The 15,433-nt window shown below is 71.1% G+C and carries 17 protein-coding genes; 7 read left to right on the top strand and 10 right to left on the bottom strand.

Features of this window, described 5'->3' with window-relative positions:
* Positions 1 to 398: 398 nt before the first annotated feature.
* Positions 399 to 857: an outer membrane protein assembly factor BamE gene (locus tag GI374_RS07540; RefSeq protein ID WP_154336532.1), complete on the bottom strand. Its 459-nt coding sequence runs from the start codon at positions 855 to 857 to the stop codon at positions 399 to 401.
* Positions 858 to 1,039: 182 nt separating this feature from the next.
* Here GI374_RS07540 and GI374_RS07545 point away from each other — a divergent pair, with 182 nt between their 5' ends.
* The 4 genes from GI374_RS07545 (at position 1,040) to GI374_RS07560 (ending at position 5,433) form a co-directional block, all read left to right on the top strand.
* Positions 1,040 to 1,531 carry a DUF177 domain-containing protein gene (locus GI374_RS07545; RefSeq protein WP_370515215.1) on the top strand — a complete coding sequence of 164 codons (492 nt, stop codon included), beginning with the start codon at positions 1,040 to 1,042 and terminating at the stop codon, positions 1,529 to 1,531.
* Positions 1,532 to 1,667: 136 nt separating this feature from the next.
* Entirely contained in the window at positions 1,668 to 2,303 is a 636-nt protein-coding gene (locus GI374_RS07550; RefSeq protein ID WP_154336533.1) for a YitT family protein, read from the top strand.
* Between the two features lie 156 nt (positions 2,304 to 2,459).
* Positions 2,460 to 3,515 carry a hypothetical protein gene (locus GI374_RS07555; protein WP_229582923.1) on the top strand — a complete coding sequence of 352 codons (1,056 nt, stop codon included), beginning with the start codon at positions 2,460 to 2,462 and terminating at the stop codon, positions 3,513 to 3,515.
* Between the two features lie 121 nt (positions 3,516 to 3,636).
* Positions 3,637 to 5,433 (top strand): M3 family oligoendopeptidase, encoded by a 1,797-nt coding sequence (locus tag GI374_RS07560; RefSeq protein ID WP_154336416.1) that lies wholly within the window; start codon positions 3,637 to 3,639, stop codon positions 5,431 to 5,433.
* A 189-nt stretch (positions 5,434 to 5,622) separates the two neighbouring features.
* Here GI374_RS07560 and GI374_RS07565 read toward each other — a convergent pair whose 3' ends face one another.
* From GI374_RS07565 to GI374_RS07575, 3 genes are all read right to left on the bottom strand, one after another.
* A complete protein-coding gene (locus GI374_RS07565; protein ID WP_154336417.1) occupies positions 5,623 to 6,681 on the bottom strand; it encodes a 5-(carboxyamino)imidazole ribonucleotide synthase in 1,059 nt (352 codons plus the stop codon).
* A complete protein-coding gene (gene purE, locus GI374_RS07570) occupies positions 6,674 to 7,165 on the bottom strand; it encodes a 5-(carboxyamino)imidazole ribonucleotide mutase (RefSeq protein WP_154336418.1) in 492 nt (163 codons plus the stop codon). The genes GI374_RS07565 and purE overlap by 8 nt, the downstream gene beginning before the upstream one ends.
* A gap of 66 nt (positions 7,166 to 7,231) precedes the next feature.
* A complete protein-coding gene (locus tag GI374_RS07575) occupies positions 7,232 to 7,453 on the bottom strand; it encodes a YdcH family protein (protein ID WP_154336419.1) in 222 nt (73 codons plus the stop codon).
* A 191-nt stretch (positions 7,454 to 7,644) separates the two neighbouring features.
* Between GI374_RS07575 and GI374_RS07580 the strand changes: the two genes are divergently transcribed.
* Entirely contained in the window at positions 7,645 to 8,058 is a 414-nt protein-coding gene (locus GI374_RS07580) for an Hsp20 family protein (RefSeq protein WP_154336420.1), read from the top strand.
* A 14-nt stretch (positions 8,059 to 8,072) separates the two neighbouring features.
* Positions 8,073 to 8,300: a DUF1150 family protein gene (locus GI374_RS07585; protein WP_154336535.1), complete on the top strand. Its 228-nt coding sequence runs from the start codon at positions 8,073 to 8,075 to the stop codon at positions 8,298 to 8,300.
* Positions 8,301 to 8,466: 166 nt separating this feature from the next.
* Here the strand turns inward: GI374_RS07585 and GI374_RS07590 are convergent, their stop codons facing one another.
* Both GI374_RS07590 and trxB read right to left on the bottom strand, forming a co-directional pair.
* Positions 8,467 to 10,176 (bottom strand): bifunctional sulfate adenylyltransferase/adenylylsulfate kinase, encoded by a 1,710-nt coding sequence (locus tag GI374_RS07590; protein ID WP_370515217.1) that lies wholly within the window; start codon positions 10,174 to 10,176, stop codon positions 8,467 to 8,469.
* 72 nt (positions 10,177 to 10,248) lie between these two features.
* Positions 10,249 to 11,223 (bottom strand): thioredoxin-disulfide reductase, encoded by a 975-nt coding sequence (trxB, locus tag GI374_RS07595; RefSeq protein ID WP_154336421.1) that lies wholly within the window; start codon positions 11,221 to 11,223, stop codon positions 10,249 to 10,251.
* A 152-nt stretch (positions 11,224 to 11,375) separates the two neighbouring features.
* Between trxB and GI374_RS07600 the strand changes: the two genes are divergently transcribed.
* Positions 11,376 to 11,876: an Lrp/AsnC family transcriptional regulator gene (locus GI374_RS07600; protein ID WP_154336422.1), complete on the top strand. Its 501-nt coding sequence runs from the start codon at positions 11,376 to 11,378 to the stop codon at positions 11,874 to 11,876.
* A gap of 4 nt (positions 11,877 to 11,880) precedes the next feature.
* Here GI374_RS07600 and pgeF read toward each other — a convergent pair whose 3' ends face one another.
* The 4 genes from pgeF to GI374_RS07620 all read right to left on the bottom strand — a co-directional run bounded on the left by pgeF (position 11,881) and on the right by GI374_RS07620 (position 15,429).
* On the bottom strand, positions 11,881 to 12,636 hold the full coding sequence (pgeF, locus tag GI374_RS07605; RefSeq protein ID WP_195759878.1) for a peptidoglycan editing factor PgeF: 756 nt from the start codon (positions 12,634 to 12,636) through the stop codon (positions 11,881 to 11,883).
* The gene (locus GI374_RS07610; RefSeq protein ID WP_370515228.1) at positions 12,629 to 13,705 is read right to left on the bottom strand and encodes a class I SAM-dependent methyltransferase; all 1,077 of its coding nucleotides are present in this window, start codon (positions 13,703 to 13,705) and stop codon (positions 12,629 to 12,631) included. Before GI374_RS07610 ends, pgeF begins: the two co-directional genes overlap by 8 nt.
* A complete protein-coding gene (lgt, locus tag GI374_RS07615) occupies positions 13,702 to 14,583 on the bottom strand; it encodes a prolipoprotein diacylglyceryl transferase (protein ID WP_154336425.1) in 882 nt (293 codons plus the stop codon). Before lgt ends, GI374_RS07610 begins: the two co-directional genes overlap by 4 nt.
* 66 nt (positions 14,584 to 14,649) lie before the next feature.
* Positions 14,650 to 15,429, bottom strand: coding sequence for a crotonase/enoyl-CoA hydratase family protein (locus tag GI374_RS07620; RefSeq protein WP_154336426.1), 780 nt, complete (start codon positions 15,427 to 15,429; stop codon positions 14,650 to 14,652).
* Positions 15,430 to 15,433: the final 4 nt, after the last annotated feature.

Raw genomic sequence — 15,433 nt, forward strand, 5'->3', positions numbered from 1 at the left:
CCCCCCGAAACACAAAGCCCGCGCGCGCCGCCACCGGCCCGGAGGGGGCGCGCCGCCGTCCCCTCCCGGACCAGCGTCACGCCCGCTCGCGCGCCCTGCGCCCGCTCGCGGCCGATCATCAAGCGCCGTTCGGGTTCCGTCAATGACGCTCACGAGCGGATCAAGCCTCTGACCTTGCGTCCTTGCGCGCCACGGTGACGGCGTCGCCAGCCCGTCAGAGAAGCATCAGCCTTCCTCGGGCGGCATCACCCGCCCGGCGCCTTCGTGATCCCGGCCTGTGGGACGCCAGCTCCGTCCGCATGCTGACGGGGCGGGGTTCGAGGCATCCGCGACCCCGAGCGGGGACTTTCGCGGCGCCGCCGCGCGACCGTCGAGAACGGCGCAGAGCGGCGCGGCCCTTACCCGTCGAAGAACTGATCCGCGCGGAACCGGCCGAAGTTGCCGAGGATCTGGCGCAGCGCGCCGCCGGCGGTCACGCCCGGATCGGTGACGCGGCGCGACAGCACCACCACCCGCCCGCGCTCGAGGCCGAAATGCTCGACATTCGAGACCCGGCCGTCCTCGGCGAAGCTCACCGCGATGATGTCGCGATCGATTTCCTCGGGGCGGCGCGGGCCGTAATGCTCGAAGCGCGACTTGACGTAGAACCAGGCCGAGCCGGTCAGCAGCCCCTCGGCCGAGGGCTGGCCGATCAGCGAGGGCAGCTCGTCGCGCGAGGTCTGGCCGACCTGCACGAGCGACAGCGATTCCGCATCCGGGAGATAGCCGTGGTTGCGGTAGACCGGCACGCAGGCGGCAAGGGCGGCGGCGAGGGTCAGGGCAAGGACGGGTCGCAGAAGGCGGCGGGGGTGGAGCATTGACACCTGTTCTTCCTGCCTTCCGTTGTGCCGGCCCGGGGGCCGCGCGCGCTGGCGGTTGACGCGCCTCGCCTGCCTTAGCAAACTCGGACGGGCCGCTCAAGAATGTCGCCCAAGGCCCCGCGGCCCAGCACCGGAGTCCCCTCATGGCCGCTTCCCCGCCTTCCACGGACCGCCTTCGCGTGTCGCAGCTCTCGCGCCGGACGCCGACGCAGGTGGACCTCGCGCCCGACGCGGCCGCCCGCAAGCGGATCGCCGCCGCCCTCGACCTCGTGGCCCTGCCCCGGCTGCGGCTCGAGGGCCGCATCGCGCCCTCGGAGGGGGACGCCTTCCGCTTCGAGGGGCGGCTGACGGCCGAGGTCGTCCAGCCCTGCGTCGTGACGCTCGCCCCGGTGACCAGCGGCATCGACGAGCCCGTGGCCCGCACCTGGTCGCCCCACGCGGCCCGGCCCGAGGGCGGCGAGGAGGCCGAGATGGGCGACGACGAGCTCGAGCCGCTGGGCCAGGCGATCGACCTCGGCGCTCTGATGGAGGAGGAGCTGTCGCTGGCGCTGCCGCCCTATCCGCGCGCGCCGGGGGTCGAGGCCGAGGAGGAATGGTCAGCGGGCGACGACGCGGAGGAGCCGGAAACGCGGCCCTTCGCCGGGCTTGCGGACCTGCTGAAGAAGGACTGAGCCTGCGCCGACGCGCCGCGGGCGGCGGGGCTTGCCGGGCGACGGGCGCCGGGGCATGCCTCACTGACCCCCGGCAGAAGCCCGCATGACACGACCTGCGTCCTCACCACCGGAAACACCGCCGCCCGAGGCCACCATGCCCGGCGCGGCCACCATCGGCGCCGACCGGCTGCCGCCGCCCGGCGTCCGCCACAGCGCGGCCGAGGACGCGCAGGGCATCGCCTTCGGCGCCGGCATGGCCGCCTTCGGCATCCTGATCCTCACCCATCTTGGCCTCGTTACCGGCCAGACAGCGGGCCTCGCGCTGCTGATCGCCTATGCCACCGGCTGGGGCTTCGCGCCGCTGTTCTTCGTCGTGAACCTGCCGTTCTATGCGCTCGGCTACCTGCGCTTCGGTCTGGGCTTCACGCTGAAGTCCTTCGCCGCCGTCGCCGTCCTCTCGCTGCTGGTCGCCTGGCTCCCCGGCCACCTTTCCTTCGAGCTCCTCGACCCGGCCGTCGGCGCGGTCCTCTACGGCTTCGTCACCGGCGCGGGGCTGCTGGCGCTGTTCCGCCATGGGGCGAGCCTCGGCGGCATCGGCATCGTCGCGCTGATGGTGCAGGACCGCTGGGGCTGGCGTGCGGGCTGGGTGCAGCTCGGTTTTGACGCGGCGCTGTTCGCCGCGGCGCTGACGGTGCGCGAGCCGGTGCAGGTCGCCTGGTCCTTCCTCGGCGCCGCGGTCCTCAACCTCGTGATCGCCGTGAACCACCGCCGCGACCGCTATATCGCCTGAGGGCGGAACCCCGCCCTGCCACGGGCGTTCCCGGATCAGACGCCAAATCACTGGCGGTATTGGTCAAACGGGGAACCCTCTCATGAACTCCATCATCTATCTCGTCGGCCTCGTCGTGGTCGTGCTGTTCATCCTCTCGCTCCTGGGGCTGCGCTGATGGCACAGAGGGAAACCACGGTCATCCGCGCCGGAGAGGGCGTGGGCACGGTCGGCGGCGGGGAGCGCGGCTATGTCGACTGGGGCGCGATCCTCGCGGGCGCAGCCATCGCCGCCGGGGTCTCGGTGGTGCTGACCGGCTTTGCCGCCGGGCTCGGGCTCGGCGCGATCTCGGCCGACCCGGACGAGAACATGATCTCCGGCTGGGGCGTGGCGCTGACGGGCCTCTTCACCGTGATCGGAATGGTCGCCGCCTATATGCTGGGCGGCTATATCGCAGGCCGCATGCGCCGGCCCGCCGGATCGGCCGACCGCGACGAGCTGACGGCGCGTGACGGCATCCACGGCCTGGTGGTCTGGGCGCTCGGCATGATCCTGGGCGGCATCCTCGCGATGGGCGCGGTCACGGGAACGGCGCGGGCGGTCGGCGACGCAGCGGGCACGGCGGTCGAGGCCGCGGGCGCGGCGGTCGGCGGCATCGCACAGGGCGCGGGCCAGCTCGCGGGCGGCATCGCCTCTGGCGTGGGCCAGGCGGCGGCACCGGCGATCGAGCAGGCACAGGCGAGCCCCGGCAATCCGCTCGACTACATTACCGACCGGATGCTGCGCCAGACGCCGCCTCCTGCCGCCGCCACGCCGCAGGGCGCGGCCGATCCTGCCACGATGCGGGCCGAGGTCTCGGCAATCCTCGGCAATGCGCTCGTGACCGGCGAGATGTCGGAAGCCGACCAGGCCTATCTGCGCGACGTGATCGCCGCCCGCACCGGCCTTCCCCCCGCGCAGGTAGAGGCCCGCGCGGCGGAAGCCGTCCAGTCGGCGCAGCAGCTCCGCGCCGAGGGCGAGCAGCGTCTGGCCGAAGCGCAGCAGGCCGCGCAGGAGGTCGCCGACCAGGCGATCGAGGCCGCCGAAGCTGCGCGTCACGCGGCGATCCTGTCCGCCTTCCTGCTCGCCGCAGCGGCGCTCGTGGCGGCAGTCGCGGCCTATATCGGCGCCGTGAAGGGCGGCCGTCACCGCGACGAGGGGCGCCTCTGGGGCGGGCTGCGCTACCACCGCTGAGCGCCATGTTATCGAGGAGGGGCCGGCCGCCGCGCCGGCCCCTTCGCATGTCCTCGCCTTGCATCCGCGCGCGCCGGTGGCCAAGTCCTGCCTCGACACCGAAAATTCCGAGGAGCCCCCGATGACCGACGCGCCGCGCAACCTTCCCGACCTCGGCACGCTGCCGGAATGGGACCTCTCCGCCCTCTACGCCGCGCCCGACGACCCGGCGCTCGGCGAGGACGTGCGCCGCGTGACGGAAGCCGCGGCCGCGTTCGCCGGCCGCTACGAGGGCAAGCTGGCGGAGCTGTCGCCCGTCGAAATGCTGGAGGCGATCCGCGCCTATGAGGAGATCGACATCCTCGCCGGGCGGATCATGTCCTATGCCGGACTGCGCTACTACCAGAACACGACCGACGCCGGTCGCGCGAAGATGCTGGGCGACCTGCAGCAGAAGATCACCGACGCGACCACGCCGCTCGTGTTCTTCAGCCTCGAGTTCAACCGCATCCCCGACGACCGCTATCAGGCCGTGTTCACCGCCGAGGACGGCCCGGCGCGCTACAAGCCGGTGTTCGACCGCATGCGGGCGCTGAAGCCCTACCAGCTCTCGGACGAGCTGGAGCGGTTCCTGCACGACAACAGCGTCGTCGGCGCGGCGGCCTGGAACCGGCTCTTCGACGAGACCACGGCCGGGCTGACCTTCGAGGTCGGGGGCGAGACCCTCGGCCTCGAGGCTACGCTGGACCGGCTGACCGACCACGACCGCGCCCGGCGCGAGACGGCGGCGCGGGCGCTGGCCGAGGTCTTCACCCGCAACGTCAAGCTCTTCTCGCGCATCCACAACACGCTGGCCAAGGAGAAGGCGGTCGAGGACGGCTGGCGCAAGATGCCGACGCCGCAGACCGCGCGGCACCTGTCGAACGATGTCGAGCCGGAGGTGGTGGAGGCGCTGCAGAACGCCGTGACCGCCGCCTATCCGCGGCTGTCGCATCGGTATTATCGCCTGAAGGCGAAGTGGCTGGGGCTTGAGAAGCTGGAAGTCTGGGACCGCAACGCGCCGCTGCCGACCGCCGCGCCGCGGCTGATCGGCTGGGACGAGGCCCGCGCCACGGTCGAGGAGGCCTATGCCGGCTTCGACCCGCGGCTGAAGGAACTGGCGCGGCCCTTCTTCGAGGACGGCTGGACTGATGCCGCAGTGAAACCCGGCAAGGCGCCCGGCGCCTTCGCGCATCCGACCGTGACCACGGCGCATCCGTTCGTGATGCTGAACTACCTTGGCAAGCCGCGCGACGTGATGACGCTCGCGCATGAACTCGGCCACGGCGTCCACCAGCGGCTCGCGGCGGCGCAGGGCGAGCTGCTGGCCTCGACGCCGCTCACGCTGGCCGAGACGGCGAGCGTCTTCGGCGAGATGCTGACCTTCCGCGCGCTGCTGGAAAAGACCACCGACCCGGCGCAGCGCAAGGCCCTGCTGGCCGGCAAGGTCGAGGACATGATCAACACCGTGGTCCGGCAGATCGCGTTCTACGACTTCGAATGCCGCCTGCACGCTGCCCGCGCCGAAGGCGAACTCACGCCCGAGGACATCAACGCCCTCTGGATGGCCGTCCAGACCGAGAGCCTCGGCGACGCCTTCGCCTTCATGCCGGGCTACGAGACCTTCTGGACCTATGTGCCCCACTTCGTGCACTCGCCCTTCTACGTCTACGCCTATGCCTTCGGCGACGGCCTCGTGAACGCGCTCTATGCCGCCTACGAGGACGGCTTGCCGGACTTCCAGGAGAAGTATTTCGACATGCTGAAGGCCGGCGGCTCGAAGCACCACAAGGAGCTGCTGGCGCCCTTCGGGCTCGACGCGGCGGACCCGGCGTTCTGGGACAAGGGGCTGTCGATGATCGAGGGGTTCATTGACGAGCTGGAGGCGATGGAGGGCTGAGTCCTCCCTCTGACACGGCGCGTCCGCTACATCCCGCCGTCCGCCAAAGCGGACGGGTCCGCGCCCGCCCGCCCCACAGGCGGGCGCGATTGCGCCCACATTCGTGCGGGCGCGGACCCTCTGTTTTGCTCCGTCGCCGTATCGAGCGGGATTGGTTCACGCGCCCCAATCCCTCGCGCGGAAGCGCTGCTATCCGGCGATCCGGTTCACATGCCCCATCTTCCGCCCCGGCCGGGTTTCGGCCTTGCCGTAGAGGTGGAGCTGGCATCCCGGCGTGGCCAGCAGCTCCGGCACCCGGTCCATGTCGTCGCCGATCAGGTTCTCCATCACCACATCCGCATGCCGCCGCCCGTCGCCCAGCGGCAGGCCCGCGACACAGCGGATATGCTGCTCGAACTGGTCCACCACGCAGCCCGCTTGCGTCCAGTGGCCCGAATTGTGGACCCGCGGCGCGATCTCGTTCACGACCAGCCCCTGCCGCGTCACGAACAGCTCCACCCCCATCACGCCCACATAGTCGAGCGCATTGACGATCCGCCCGGCCAGCAGCACCGCGTCGGTCGTCACCCGCTCCGGCAACCCGCAGGGCACGGTCGTGGTCCGCAGGATGCCGCCCTCGTGCAGGTTAAGCCCCGGATCATAGGCCGCCACCCGCCCGTCCGCGCCGCGCGCCACGATCACGCTGATCTCGCCGGAGAAGCGGACCAGCCCCTCGAACACGGCGGGGACGCCCATCTGCCCCCAGGCCGCCACCGGATCGTCGCCCGGCGCGAGGCGCAGCTGGCCCTTGCCGTCATAGCCGAACCGGCGGGTCTTGAGGATGCCCTCGCCATGATGCGCCAAAGCCGCTGCGAGGTCTTCCGCCCCATCCACGCGCGCATAGGGCGCCACGGCAAGGCCCAGCCCCGAGAGAAAATCCTTCTCGTCCAGCCGATCCTGACTGACCACGAGCGCGCGGCGGCCGGGGCGCACCGGAGCAACCGTCTCGATCAGGTCGAGCGCCGCGGCGGGGACGTTCTCGAACTCGTAGGTGACGACATCGACGCTCGCCGCGAAGGCGCGCATGGCGCCCTCGTCCTCCCAGGGGGCGGTGGTCAGTCGGTGCGCCACGTCGCCTGCGGGCGCAGGCCCCGGCTCGTAGATGTGGCAGCGGTAGCCGAGCCGGCTCGCCGCGACCGAAAGCATCCGGCCGAGCTGGCCGCCGCCGAGGATGCCGATCACCGAGCCGGGGGGCAGCGCCTCAGTCATCGGCAGGCACCTCCGGGATCGAGGCCGAGAGCGCCGCGCGCCAGTCATCCAGCCGCCGCGCCAGCCCCTCGTCCGAGAGCGCCAGGATCGACGCCGCCATCAGTCCGGCATTGGCCGCCCCCGCCGCCCCGATCGCCATGGTGGCAACTGGAAACCCCTTCGGCATCTGGACGATGGAATAAAGGCTGTCGAGCCCGCCGAGCGCCTTCGTCTGCACCGGCACCCCGATCACCGGCAGCCGCGTCTTGGACGCCATCATCCCCGGCAGATGCGCCGCCCCGCCCGCGCCCGCGATGATGACCTTCAGCCCCCGCCCTACCGCCTGCCGCCCGTAGTCCCACAGCCGGTCCGGCGTGCGATGCGCGCTGACGATCCGCGCCTCCCAGGCCACGCCCAGTTCGTCCAGCACCGCCGCCGCTTCGCGCAGCGTCGGCCAGTCGGACTGGCTGCCCATGATGATGCCGACCGGGGGTGTCTCGGGCATCGCGGCCTCCTCGCGCGGGAAACCCGGCCCTTATAGCCGTGCCCCCACGCCCCGCAACCGCGCGTCTCAGGCGATGATGTCCGGCGTCAGCCGATCCTCGAGCCGCGCGATGCGGTCCTTCAACCGCAGCTTCTCGCGTTTCAGCCGGCCCAGCGTGAAGCTGCAGACCGGCAACCCCTCGACGCCGAGCGCGGCGATGCGGGCGTCGAGACGGCGGTGGTCGTCGCGCAGGCGTGCGAGTTCGGCGCCGGCGACTTCCTCGGGGGACATGACGTGGTCGGTGGGCATGGGCGTTCCGCAACTGGTCAGGCGCCCGTCGGCGATTCGCCGCGGGGGGCCTGCGCGCCCATACTGCCGTCAACCCGGCCACCTGACAAACAAGGCTTGAGGAGTTGGCGCTTCGTTCCCATATCTGGTGCCGGAGATTGCCGCTTGAGGGATCTCCGGCAGTCGCTTGTGATCGAGGACGCACGCCAGAGATGACCAGACCCGGTTTCGGCACCCATCCGTTCCTTCTGGGCTTCGACCAGATCGAACGCCTGGCCGAACGTGCCGCCCGCGGTGCCGAGGGCTACCCGCCCTGCAACATCGAGCATCGCGCGCCCGACGGCTTCCGCGTCACCCTCGCCGTCGCCGGCTTTGCCGAGGACGAGCTGTCGGTGACGATGGAGGCGCGGGAACTGGTGATCCGCGGCCGCCGCTCCGAGACCGGGGCCGAGGAGCGCGTGTTCCTCCACCGCGGCATCGCCGCCCGCGCCTTCCAGCGCAGCTTCGTGCTGGGCGAGGGGCTGGAGGTGACGGGGGCGCGGCTCGAACACGGGCTGCTGCATGTGGATCTGGAACGGCATGCGCCGGACCAGATCGTCCAGACCATACCGATCAGCCGCAGATGAAGGGGATCGACGCCATGAACATGAAACACGATTTCGCGCCCGAAGAGATGGGCAACACCGTCTATGTCCGCCCGGTGGCGGTCGACACGCTTCCCCAAGAGGTGCAGCAGCAGTTGGTCGGGCTGGAGACGCTTTACGCGGTTCACGGCGCCGATGGCGAGCGGCTTGCATTGGTCCGCGACAGGGGGCTGGCGTTTGTGCTGGCGCGGCAGAACGATTTGGCGCCGGTCAGCGTGCATTGACCGCGGGTTGAGAGGGTTGTGTAGCCCCGGCTGCGGCCGGGGCTTTTTTGCGACGGCCGACTATCGATCTGCGTGCTTCCGCCACCCCGTTTCTGCCGCACTCATGAAAAAGGCACGCGCCCCGGCCAGAGCGCGTGCCTTCAACTGTTCGCCTCTTGGGCGTCCCTCAATTCAACCCGATCAATCCCATCCCCTCCAGCTTCAGCAGCACCTGATGCGCGGCGTTGTCCACGTCCACGCCCTCGGTATCCACCCGAAGCTCCGGGGTCTTCGGCTCCTCATACGGGTCCGAAATGCCGGTGAATTCCTTGATCTTGCCCTCGCGCGCCAGCTTGTAGAGGCCCTTGCGGTCGCGGCGTTCGCATTCCTCCAGCGAGGTGGCGACGTGGATCTCCACGAAGGCGCCGTATTGCTCGATCATCTCGCGCACCGAGCGCCGGGTGGCGGTATAGGGCGCGATCGGGGCACAGATGGCGATGCCGCCGTTCTTGGTGATCTCGGAGGCGACATAGCCGATGCGCTTGATGTTGATGTCGCGGTGCTCCTTGGAGAAGCCCAGCTCCGAGGACAGGTGCTTGCGCACCACGTCGCCGTCGAGCAGCGTGACCGGGCGCCCGCCCATCTCCATCAGCTTGACCATCAGCGCGTTGGCGATCGTCGATTTGCCCGACCCTGAAAGCCCGGTGAAGAACACCGTGAACCCCTGCTGCGAGCGCGGGGGCGAGGTGCGGCGGAGTTCGCCCACGACCTCGGGGAAGCTGAACCACTCGGGGATTTCCAGCCCCTCGCGCAGGCGGCGGCGGAGTTCGGTGCCGGAGATATTGAGGACGGTCACGCCCTCCTCGATCTCGTCGGCGGGCTCGTATTGGGCGCGCTCCTGCACATAGACCATGTGCTTGAAGTCCACCATCTCGAGGCCGATCTCGGCCTCGTGCTCGCGGAACAGGTCCTGCGCGTCATAGGGGCCGTAGAAATCCTCGCCCTGGCTGTTCTTGCCCGGCCCGGCATGGTCGCGGCCGACGATGAAATGCGTGCAGCCGTGGTTCTTGCGGATCAGCCCGTGCCACACGGCCTCGCGCGGCCCGGCCATGCGCATGGCGAGGTTCAGCAGGCTCAGCGTGGTGGTCGAGGATGGGTATTTGTCCAGCACCGCCTCGTAGCAGCGCACGCGGGTGAAGTGGTCCACGTCGCCGGGCTTCGTCAGGCCCACGACCGGGTGGATCAGCAGGTTCGCCTGCGCCTCGCGGGCGGCGCGGAAGGTCAGCTCCTGATGCGCGCGGTGCAGCGGGTTGCGGGTCTGGAACGCCACCACCCGGCGCCAGCCGAGCTTGCGGAAGAGCGCGCGCATCTCGTTCGGCGTGTCGCGGCGGCCGCGGAAATCGTAATGCATGGGCGGCTGCAGCCCGGTGACGGGACCGCCGAGATAAACCGGCCCGGCGGAGTGGTGCAGGTAGTTGACCGACGGATGCGCCAGGTCGTCGGCGCCGAAGACCTTGGCGGCCTCGTTCGACTTGTCGGGCGTCCACTTGTCCGTGACCGACAGGATTGCGAGGATCACGCCCTCGGCATCGCGCAGCGCGATGTCGGTGCCTTCCTCGATCTTCTCGGCGAAGGCTTCGCTCACGTCGAGCGTGATCGGCATCGGCCAGAGGGTGCCGTCCGCGAGGCGCATGTTCTCGACCACGCCCTCGTAATCCTCGCGCCCAAGGAAGCCCTTCAGCGGGTTGAAGCCGCCGTTCATCAGCAGCTCGAGGTCGCAGACCTGGCGCGGGGTCAGGTCCCAGCTCGGCATCGAGCCGGCCTGGACCTTGAGCTTCTGCGCCGAGTCGGGGCTGACATAAAGCTCGGGGATGGGCGTCAGGATCTGCATGTTCATCGGGTCATCCGGGAATGGAGGGCAAGCGCGGGCGCCATACGCGCCCCACCGTCGGGATACAACCCGAGGCCGTCACTCGGCCGCGGCGATCGCGTCCGGGGCCACGGCGGCAAGGAACCGCTCGGCGTCGAGCGCGGCCATGCAGCCCATGCCCGCGCTCGTGACCGCCTGGCGGTACACATCGTCGGTCAGGTCGCCCGCGGCAAAGACGCCGCGGATGGCAGTGCGGGTGGAGCCGGGCTCGACCTCGACATAGCCGCCCTCGCGGAGCGGCAGCTGGCCGCGGACGAGTTCCGAGGCGGGGACGTGGCCGATGGCGATGAAGACGCCGTCGGCGGGCAGCACGCGCAGGCCGCCGTCGGTGGTCGAGCGCAGCCGCACCCCCGTCACCCCGCGCGGGCTGTCGGTGCCGAGGATCTCATCCACCTCGGCATTCCAGGCGAGTTCGATCTTCGGGTTGCGGAACAGGCGGTCCTGCAGGATGCGCTCGGCCCGCAGGCTGTCGCGGCGGTGGACCAGCGTCACCTTGCTGGCGAAGTTGGTCAGGAACAGCGCCTCCTCGACCGCGGTGTTGCCGCCGCCGACCACGACCACTTCCTTGCCGCGGAAGAAGAAGCCGTCGCAGGTGGCGCAGGCGCTGACGCCGAAGCCCTGGAACAGGCCCTCGGACGCGATCCCGAGCCAGCGGGCCTGCGCCCCGGTGGCGAGGATCACCGCATCTGCCGTGTAGCGCGCGCCCGAGTCGCAGACCGCCGTGAAGGGCCGCCGCGACAGGTCGAGCGCGGTCACGATGTCCGAGACGATCTCGGTCCCCATCTCGCGCGCATGGGCCTCCATCCGCAGCATCAGGTCGGGGCCTTGCACGGTGGTGTCGCCGATCCAGTTCTCGACGTCCGTTGTGATGGTCAACTGCCCGCCGGGCTGGCCACCCTGGATCAGCACCGGCCGCAGCATGGCGCGCGCGGCATAGACGGCGGCGGTGTAGCCGGCCGGGCCGGAGCCGATGATGAGCACATGGGCGTGACGGGGGGCGTCGGTCTCGGGCATCGCGGGTCTCCTGACGGGTCGCGCATCTGCTAGCGGAGGCAGGCGCAAGCCGCAACGCAGGCGCCGGGTCGAGGACGGACCGCGAAAGAATGTTGCGCGGAGCGCGCCCCTGGGATAGCGTCCGGCATCTTCCTGCACCGGGGACGCACCGAATGGCTGCCGCCAAGCTCGACGACATCGACCGCCGCATCCTCAGCGAGTTGCAGGACGACGGGCGCATGACCAATGTCGAACTGGCCCGCCGCGTCGGGATCTCGGCCCCGCCCTGCTTGCGCCGCGTCCGCGCGCTCGAGGAGATGGGGCTGATCCGCGGCTACCACGCCGACATCGACCCGCGCGCCCTCGGCTTCGAGGTCGAGGTCTTCGCCATGGTCCGCCTCGTCAGCCAGTCCGAGCGCGACCTCTCGGCCTTCGAGGCCAGGGCCCGCGCCTGGCCGCTTGTCCGCGAATGCCGGATGCTGAACGGCGAGATCGACTTCATCCTGAAATGCGTCGCCCCTGACCTCGGCACCTTCCAGCGGTTCCTGACCGACGAGCTGACCGCCGCCGACAACGTGGCCAGCGTCAAGACCAGCCTCGTGATCCGCTGCGCCAAGGACGAGCCGGGCGTGCCCTTCGAGATCGTCGAGACCCGCGCCCGCGCCGTGGGGTGAGGCCTCAGAGCGCGATGGCCGAGATCAGGCGGCCGTAATCCGGCTCCTCCCGGTGGGTCGAGCGGCGATAGCTGAAGAACCGCTCCGGGTCGCCATAGGTGCAATGCCGCGACCACTCGGCTTCCACCCCCGCCGCGCGCAGCCGCGCGACGCCGAGGCCGGGCAGGTCGAACATCGGCCGCCCGTTCGGCCCGCCCGCGAAGAAACGGGCAAGGTCGGGGTCGTCGTCGGTGAACTGCTCCATCAGTTCGTGGCCGACCTCATAGGCCCGCTGGCTGATCGTCGGCCCGACCACCGCGCCGATGTCGCGCGCGCCGAGCGCGCGCATGGCCTCCACCGCCGCCTCGATCACCCCGCCAAGCGTCCCCTTCCAGCCCGCATGGACCGCCCCGATCACCCCGGCCCGCCTGTCCGCCAGCAGGATCGGCTGGCAGTCGGCGGTCAGCACCGCGAGCGCGATGCCCGGCTCGGCCGTGACGAGGGCGTCGGCCGGGGTCCCGCGCAGCGCGGCGAGGTCGGTGTCGGGTCCGACCGTGACCACATTGGCCGTATGGCTCTGATGCAGGTTCACCAGCCGCTCCGGCGCCACGCCCATCGCCTCGGCCACCCGGGCGCGGTTGACGGCCACCGCCTCGCTCTGGTCCGACGACCCGCGGCCGCAGTTCAGCCCGGCATAGAGGCCCGACGACGCCCCGCCCTTGCGGGTGAAGAACCCGTGTCGCACGCCGTCCAGCAGCGGATGCGTCAGGATCTCAAGCATCACCTGCATCTAGGGTCCCCTCGTCCGGCCGGCGGAGCGGCGTGAAGCCCGGAGGCGGCGGCGCGGCACCCGGCCAGACGGCGAGCGCCTTGAACAACTCACCCATCTGCGCGGGATCGGTCAAGCGGTGAACGGCGGCCTCGATGGTCGCGGGCTGCGCCGCGGCGAGGCGCGCGGCGCGCTCGGCGATGCCGAGGGAGGCCAGAAGCGCGCCCTGCCCGACGGGGGCGGAGACCGCCGCACCTGCCTCGAGCGCGGCGACGGCGAGGGGGGCGAAATCGACATGGCTGGTCAGGTCGGCCTCGCCGGGGCGGGCCAGCGGGTCCTCCGGCGCATGGCCGCGCAGCGCCTGAAAACTGTCGCCGCGCCCGTCCCAGGTGCCGTAGTCCACCACGATCGCCGCCCCGCCATGCCGGGCGATGCGCCCGGCCAGTTCGGCCATGATCGGCGGCGCGGCGTCGCGAACCTCCCAGACCTCGCCCAAGGTGGCCTCACGCGGCATCGGCAGCGGGGTGCCGAGGCCAAGGCGCAGCCCGCCGGTCTTGGGATCGAGCCCGATGAGCCGCTCGGCCCAGCCGCCTGCCACGCGCTCGAACTGCCGGATCGGCAGCGCGTCGAAAAACTCGTTCGCCAGCAGGAACAACGGTCTCTGCGGCAAACCTGCGACGCTGTCGAGATGCGTTACATCGCCAAGCCGCTGCCTCTGCACCCCGCGCAGATGCGGCGAGGCCTCGACCAGCACCACCTCCGGCCGCCAGCCGAGCGCCCGCCTGAGCACGCGGCGCACATCCGCCATCAGCGTCCCGCGCCCCGGCCCAAGCTCGGCCAGCACCGCGCCCTCGGGCCGGCCCTGATCCAGCCACGCCTGCCCGAGCGCGAGGCCCAGCATCTCGCCGAAAAGCTGGCTGATCTCCGGCGCCGTGGTGAAATCGCCCGCGCGTCCGAAGGGATCGCGGGTGGCGTAGTAGCCGTGCTCGGGGTCGAGCAGGCAGGCCTCCATGTAGTCGGCGAGCGTCAGCGGCCCGGTCATGCGGATGCGCGCCGCGAGGCGGCGGGCGAGCGGCGTCACCCGCGAACGGGGCGGCGGAGCGCCCACCATGCGACCAGCAGCCCGACGACGATCATCGGCAACGACAGCAGCTGCCCCATCGAGGCGCCCCAGACCGGCCCGCCGATGACATGGCCCAGCGGGTTCTCGGGCGTGATGAACTGCGCGTCGGCCTCGCGGAAGAACTCGACGAAGAACCGCGCAATGCCGTAGCCCGCGAGGAACACCGCGCCCGCAAGGCCCGGCCGCGCCAGCCCGCCGCGGCGGACCAGCAGCCACATGACGAGGCCCAGCAGCAGCCCCTCAAGGCCCGCCTCGTAGAGCTGGCTCGGATGGCGGGCGCAGAGGCCCTCGACGCCGGGGCAGTCCTGCGCCGCGGGGCCAGGGAAGACCACGCCCCAGGGCGCATCGGTCGGCCGCCCCCAGAGCTCGGCGTTGATGAAGTTGGCGAGGCGGCCGAAGAACAGGCCAAGCGGCGAGACCACGGCGATGGCGTCGATCACGCGGAGCGCCTCGATCCCGGTCCGGCGGCACCACAGGAGGGTGGCGAGGAGGACGCCGAGAAAGCCGCCGTGAAAGCTCATCCCCCCCTGCCAGACCTTCAGGATGTCGAGCGGATTGGCGAGGTAGTAGCCGGGCTGGTAGAACAGCACGAAGCCCAGCCGGCCGCCGAGGACGACGCCCGCGACGACCCAGGTCAGCAGCTCCTCCACCTGTCCGGGCCGCATCGGCGCGCCGTCGCCCCAGAGGCCCTCGCGCCGCATCAGCCGCGCCATCAGCCACCAGCCCCCGGCGAGCCCGGCGAGATAGGCGAGCGCATACCAGCGGATCGGCAACCCGGCCCCGCCCGGCAGCGGGATGGTGACGGCGACCGGGTCGATGGCGGGAAAGGGGATCATGGCCGGGTGGTGGCCCGCGCGTGCAGGGCTGTCAACCGGCGGGCGGGGCCGCCAACGGCTCCGTGACTACTGCGCCCAAGCAGGCGGGCGCTTCTCGAAGAAGGCGGCGATGCCCTCGGCGGCCTCCTCGCCCTCCCAGACGGCGATCAGGCGGCCGATGGAATGGGCGATCACCTCCGCGTCGATGCGGGGCCCGAGGGCGCGGGCGAGGCGCTTGGCCTCCGCCACTGCGCCGGGCGCGACGGAGAGATACGGCGCGACCTCGTCCTCCACCGCGGCGTCGAGATCCCCGGCGTTCACGACGGCGGCCAGCAGGTTCAGCCGCACCGCCTCCGCGGCGTCGAAGAGCCGGGCCGACATGAACACCCGCCGCGCCTTGTCCTCGCCCATGCGCGCGAGGACATAGGGGCCGATGGTCGCCGGGATCAGGCCGAGCTTCGTCTCGGTGAAGCCGAAGCGGGCGCCATGCACGCCCACCGCCACGTCGCAGACCGACATCATGCCGACGCCGCCGCCGAAGGCGTTGCCGTGGACGCGCCCGATCAGGGGCTTCGGCATCTCGTTAAGCGCATTCAGCATCCCCGCCAGCCGCTCCGCCCCCGCGCGCCTCGTGGCGGCGTCGGCGCGCATCTGCTCCTGCATCCAGCCGAGATCGCCCCCGGCGCAGAAGCTCTTTCCCTCGGCCGCCAGCACCACCACGCGCACCGCCGGATCGGCGCCGAGTGTGGCGGCCGCCTCGGTCAGCTCGTCCATCATGGCCGCCGAGAGCGCGTTGTGCTTGTCGGCGCGCGCGAGCCAGAGCGTCGCCACGCCGCGGGCGTCGGTGTCGATGCGGATCGTTTCCATATGT

The organism is Paracoccus sp. S-4012 (genome assembly GCF_009674885.1).
Classification (GTDB): domain Bacteria; phylum Pseudomonadota; class Alphaproteobacteria; order Rhodobacterales; family Rhodobacteraceae; genus Paracoccus.

What these genes read in the sequence shown, in the direction of transcription:
- purE (WP_154336418.1), bottom strand. Translation starts at nt 7,165, where the DNA reads ATGCCCGAGACACCCCCGGTCGGCATCATCATGGGCAGCCAGTCCGAC.
- GI374_RS07560 (WP_154336416.1), top strand. Translation starts at nt 3,637, where the DNA reads ATGACCGACGCGCCGCGCAACCTTCCCGACCTCGGCACGCTGCCGGAA.
- GI374_RS07540 (WP_154336532.1), bottom strand. Translation starts at nt 857, where the DNA reads ATGCTCCACCCCCGCCGCCTTCTGCGACCCGTCCTTGCCCTGACCCTC.
- lgt (WP_154336425.1), bottom strand. Translation starts at nt 14,583, where the DNA reads ATGATCCCCTTTCCCGCCATCGACCCGGTCGCCGTCACCATCCCGCTG.
- pgeF (WP_195759878.1), bottom strand. Translation starts at nt 12,636, where the DNA reads ATGCTTGAGATCCTGACGCATCCGCTGCTGGACGGCGTGCGACACGGG.
- GI374_RS07550 (WP_154336533.1), top strand. Translation starts at nt 1,668, where the DNA reads ATGCCCGGCGCGGCCACCATCGGCGCCGACCGGCTGCCGCCGCCCGGC.
- GI374_RS07575 (WP_154336419.1), bottom strand. Translation starts at nt 7,453, where the DNA reads ATGCCCACCGACCACGTCATGTCCCCCGAGGAAGTCGCCGGCGCCGAA.
- GI374_RS07580 (WP_154336420.1), top strand. Translation starts at nt 7,645, where the DNA reads ATGACCAGACCCGGTTTCGGCACCCATCCGTTCCTTCTGGGCTTCGAC.
- trxB (WP_154336421.1), bottom strand. Translation starts at nt 11,223, where the DNA reads ATGCCCGAGACCGACGCCCCCCGTCACGCCCATGTGCTCATCATCGGC.
- GI374_RS07590 (WP_370515217.1), bottom strand. Translation starts at nt 10,176, where the DNA reads ATGAACATGCAGATCCTGACGCCCATCCCCGAGCTTTATGTCAGCCCC.
- GI374_RS07555 (WP_229582923.1), top strand. Translation starts at nt 2,460, where the DNA reads ATGGCACAGAGGGAAACCACGGTCATCCGCGCCGGAGAGGGCGTGGGC.
- GI374_RS07620 (WP_154336426.1), bottom strand. Translation starts at nt 15,429, where the DNA reads ATGGAAACGATCCGCATCGACACCGACGCCCGCGGCGTGGCGACGCTC.
- GI374_RS07585 (WP_154336535.1), top strand. Translation starts at nt 8,073, where the DNA reads ATGAACATGAAACACGATTTCGCGCCCGAAGAGATGGGCAACACCGTC.
- GI374_RS07600 (WP_154336422.1), top strand. Translation starts at nt 11,376, where the DNA reads ATGGCTGCCGCCAAGCTCGACGACATCGACCGCCGCATCCTCAGCGAG.
- GI374_RS07565 (WP_154336417.1), bottom strand. Translation starts at nt 6,681, where the DNA reads ATGACTGAGGCGCTGCCCCCCGGCTCGGTGATCGGCATCCTCGGCGGC.